The sequence below is a fragment of the Salinivibrio sp. MA427 genome (genome assembly GCF_001996115.1).
GTDB classification, from domain to species: domain Bacteria; phylum Pseudomonadota; class Gammaproteobacteria; order Enterobacterales; family Vibrionaceae; genus Salinivibrio; species Salinivibrio costicola.
In genome coordinates, this window is the sequence record NZ_MUFH01000236.1 from 1 (window position 1) to 4076 (window position 4076).

At 48.0% G+C, this 4076-nt stretch carries 2 protein-coding genes and 2 pseudogenes; all 4 read left to right on the forward strand.

Annotated elements, in window-relative coordinates:
* Positions 1-135: pseudogene (locus BZG79_RS16160) on the forward strand (ParA family protein); the annotation flags it as partial.
* A 9-nt stretch (positions 136-144) separates the two neighbouring features.
* On the forward strand, positions 145-1116 hold the full coding sequence (locus tag BZG79_RS12430; RefSeq protein ID WP_077460820.1) for a ParB/RepB/Spo0J family partition protein: 972 nt from the start codon (positions 145-147) through the stop codon (positions 1114-1116).
* Positions 1117-1218: 102 nt separating this feature from the next.
* Positions 1219-3273 (forward strand): GNAT family N-acetyltransferase, encoded by a 2055-nt coding sequence (locus BZG79_RS12435; RefSeq protein WP_077774533.1) that lies wholly within the window; start codon positions 1219-1221, stop codon positions 3271-3273.
* Positions 3274-3852: 579 nt separating this feature from the next.
* A pseudogene (locus BZG79_RS12440) lies at positions 3853-4076 on the forward strand (DUF342 domain-containing protein); the annotation flags it as partial.

Consider the following 4076-nt stretch of genomic DNA (forward strand, 5'->3'; position numbering starts at 1 on the left):
GTATTTGATTTGACGTCACAAGATTTTGAGGGCGGTAAAAAAACGTTATCAACGGCGCAAGATGCGGTGCATCGAGTCGGACTCGAACTCGAACGTGTGCTGCATAGCTACTGGTCTCAGCTCAATCAGGAGTAAAAAAGAAAAATGGCAATTAAAACCTCTGATTTAAATGCGCGCTTGTTTGCAAAGGCGGATAAACGCCGAGCAACAACATCACAAGAAGCGCAGAGCGCGGCGAGCGAGAGAGCGGCAGTGATCGAGTTAGCTGTGGCGGGTGAGCGTACCGTCGAGTTTGAACTTGTTAAAGTCCCAGCGTTAACGATCCGAGATAAAACAACAGTATTTGATAAAAATGCGCGTGAGCAGTCGTTTCTTAACGAATTGGCATTATCAGATATTCTGACCACCTTAAAAGAGCACGGACAACAATACCCGGCTGTTGGGCGGTGGCTTGATGACGGTCGTATCGAGGTCCTCGATGGCAGCCGGCGCCGTATGTCTTGCATTATTGCAGAGCAGGACTTTCTGGTATACGTCGCAAAAGGGATCAGCACGCGTCATGCTAAGTTTTTGTCGGATGTCGCGAATGCGCACAAACCTTTATCCTTGTATGAACGCGGTAAAGAAATGCAAGCCATGTTAGACAGCGGTGATGTCAGTGATCAAAAGGCACTGGCGAGCGCATGTCAGTGTAGTGAAGCATTAGTCAGTGGTGCATTAAAGGCAGCCGCCCTGCCCTTGCCACTTTTGCAAGCTTACCCCAGTGTCTCTGAATTGGGGCGCCCGACTATCGTCAAACTACACCGTTTGTATTTTAGCCTTGATAGCCAATCGCAAGCGCAGTTGGTGGCCATGCTAGGTGAGACACCGTTATGGCAACAAGTTGATGCCCAAGGCGTGACACGCATTACGCGCGAAGTGACCCAGCGAATTGAGCAATATAAAGATGAGCTTGTGGCGCCGCAGCCGAGTGAAAAAGAACAAGCTCAAACCTTGTTAGAAGGACGCGCGTCTTATCGTCGTAAAGGCAATAATTTGAGTATCAATTTGAAAAAAGTGAGTGATCAAGATGCTGAGCAGATCTTGGCGCTGATAAAGGAACACTTTAACGGTTAACGCGTTCAAATCGAATAAAAAACGGCACGCCTTTGCGTGTCGTTTTTTTTTGCATGGTATCATCTTCTTTATCTGCTAAATCGACAAAACGGAACGCGTCCTATGGGGACATCAACGACCTCATCAACTCTGCAACAGTTTTTTGCAGATTTAATTCATTCCGCCACATTGCGTGCTCATCGACAATTGGTGTGTATCGATTATCCTCTCGATTTTATCGTGGCAGCCTTTGACGAGGCCGCTACCCCGCTGGTTATCGGTCATGCTGATGAAGGATTAAGTTGGCGTCAAGCGCGTCAAAAGCTGGGGCAAGAGTGCGGGCATATCGTGGTTGAGGTGGGCGCCGATTTTAATGCCGAAGCGTTTTGCGCTATTGCAGGCTGCTGTCGGGCGGGATCATTAATTCTTTTACGACTAGCGGCGCCAAAGGAGGCATTGCCGCCTTCTGTGCGGCGTTTAGTCAGACAGCTAGAGCTTAATGAATCGGTCGCCTTCTTTCTACGTCATCAGGTGCGTAGGCCCGCGGAGGTGTTGCCTTTGCCTGGCCAACATGAGGTGAGACAAGAGAATGCGATTGAGGCGGTCAAGAAAGTGGCCACGGGTCACCGGCGTCGTCCCTTGTTGTTAACGGCCGATCGTGGTCGTGGAAAATCGGCAGCGTTGGGAATCGCGGTGGCACAGTTAGTCATGAACAAACCACGAAAAATTTTGGTCAGTGCACCGACGCCCGCGCATGCCGCAACCTTGTTTAGTCATATTAAGTCAAGTTTGGGTATAGAGACCCAAGGTCAGGTAATTGACTATCAAGGCAGCGATATCCGCTATATTGCCCCCGATACCTTGTTACAAGAAACGCCGTTGGCGGACCTTCTTTTGATTGATGAAGCGGCGGCAATCCCATTGCCGATGTTGAGCCAATGCTTACATCAATATAGTCGCGTGGCCATTGCAACCACAGAGCATGGTTATGAAGGAACCGGACGTGCTTTTACGATAAGGCTGAAACAATTACTGGATGCAGAGCAACCACAATGGCGACCATTGAGACTAACTGCGCCAATGCGATGGGCGGATAACGATCCGGTTGAACGTGCGCTAAATGCATTATTCTTGCTCGATGTCGATCCGCCTGAGTTACTGATCAGTGACGACCAAAGCCAACCCGTTAAGTTGGATAATATCGTCGTTCAGCGTTTATCTCCCGCACAGCTATTGAGTGATGAGGCCTTACTGCGTTCATTATTTGCTTTGTTGCTGGCTGCGCATTATCAAACGTCGCCGAATGATTTAGCACGGTTACTTGATGACGATTCAATCATTGTTTGGGTGGGAAGCGTCGCGGACGAGTTGGTCTCTGCGTGTGTGATCAATGRGGAATGCCGTCTTAGTGCCGACTTGAGCCGGGCGGTGGTTGCGGGGCAACGTCGCCTTAAAGGCCATCTTCTCAGCCAGTCGCTCGCTGCCCATCTCGGCGATCCAGCGATTTTGCACCAGAGCCTTTGGCGAGTTGAACGAATCGCGGTAGCCGAATCTTACCGATATCAAGGGTTGGGTCAGCAGCTTATTACTGCTGTGGCTCAGGAGGCAAGCAAGCTTGAGATATCGTGTCTCGGGGTGAGTTTTGGTGCGACGGCTCATCTTAGTCGATTCTGGTTGAAGCAGGGGTTTGAACCAATAAAACTTGGCTTGAAGCGCGATCAAGCCAGTGGTTGTTATTCTTTACAAATGGTAAAGCCAATCAAACGGCTAGCGTGGTTGCAAGACGGTGTCGCCTTGTTTCGTCATAGCTTACCAATTCAATGGATGACAACTCATCAGGCCATGGAGGTTGATATTGTTGGCGCTATGATGGGCTTCTTATCTGATAAGCCACTGGCAGGCTGTATAGACCAACAGATTAAAGGATTTATTGCCGGGGGCGTTGGTGTTGATGCGTCATTGGCAAGCCTACAAATGTGGTTACGTCAGCACGTTAAAGCCTTACCTTCGCATCCAGACGATAATGCGCTCTATGTATTGATCAGTCGGATTATTCTTGGCCATTCGTGGTCTACGGTATGTGCGCGGTACCGACTGACGGGTAAAAAACAAGCCGAAGCGATGATCCGTGACTATGTTACGCGCCATGACGTCAGTGAGAGACTCAGGCCGTTTTGATAGAGCTATTGGTTCAATTTACAGTGTAAAGATAAGGAAGCGCCAAACGTATCAATTTACACTGTAAATTCACATAAGGCTGTTAATAGAAACATACCTGTTAATGCCAACATAGCTTTCACTACACATACCACGCTCCACGTAAATACCACATTCCATGTAAATGCAGTGCTCCATGTAAATGCAGTGCTCCATGTAAATGCAGTGCTCCATGTAAATACAGTGCTCCATGTAAATGCAGCGATCAATGCAAACATAGCCGCCAATGAAACGAGGCTCGGATGAGATTTACAGTGTAAATCGTCCATCATAGAAACTGAGAAACTTACTAAGTAGTGATCAAATAAATCCTATCGTGCTCACGTTTTTACTAGAGATCCTGCTCCCAAAATGACTAAACCTGTATAATTTATTACAAATGAGACATTTGCCCTCAGCGATCTACGACGTAGGCTAACCTAATCGTTGTTAAGGTTGTGGTGAGGCGTGGCGTTTCGTTTTATGACGAGACGAAAACAATGTCATACGGTTGGATCATCATATCGATAAAGCCGTAAGGCGTTTTTGGCAGGGAGCGACATGCTAGACGATATCCTCCGAGTTTCTCAGGATGGGCAACGTGTGTATTTATCGGCCGGTAATACTCAGCACACGAGTGATCAACCGATAGAGAAAAAACAAATTAAGGATTGGTTGGTGCATCACCAGGCCGACGCCTTCTTTTGTTTCGACGATACGATAGAGTCGGCTTTAACCAAGCTGAATACGTCCAACGATGATAGCGAGTCAGAAGACTTTATTAT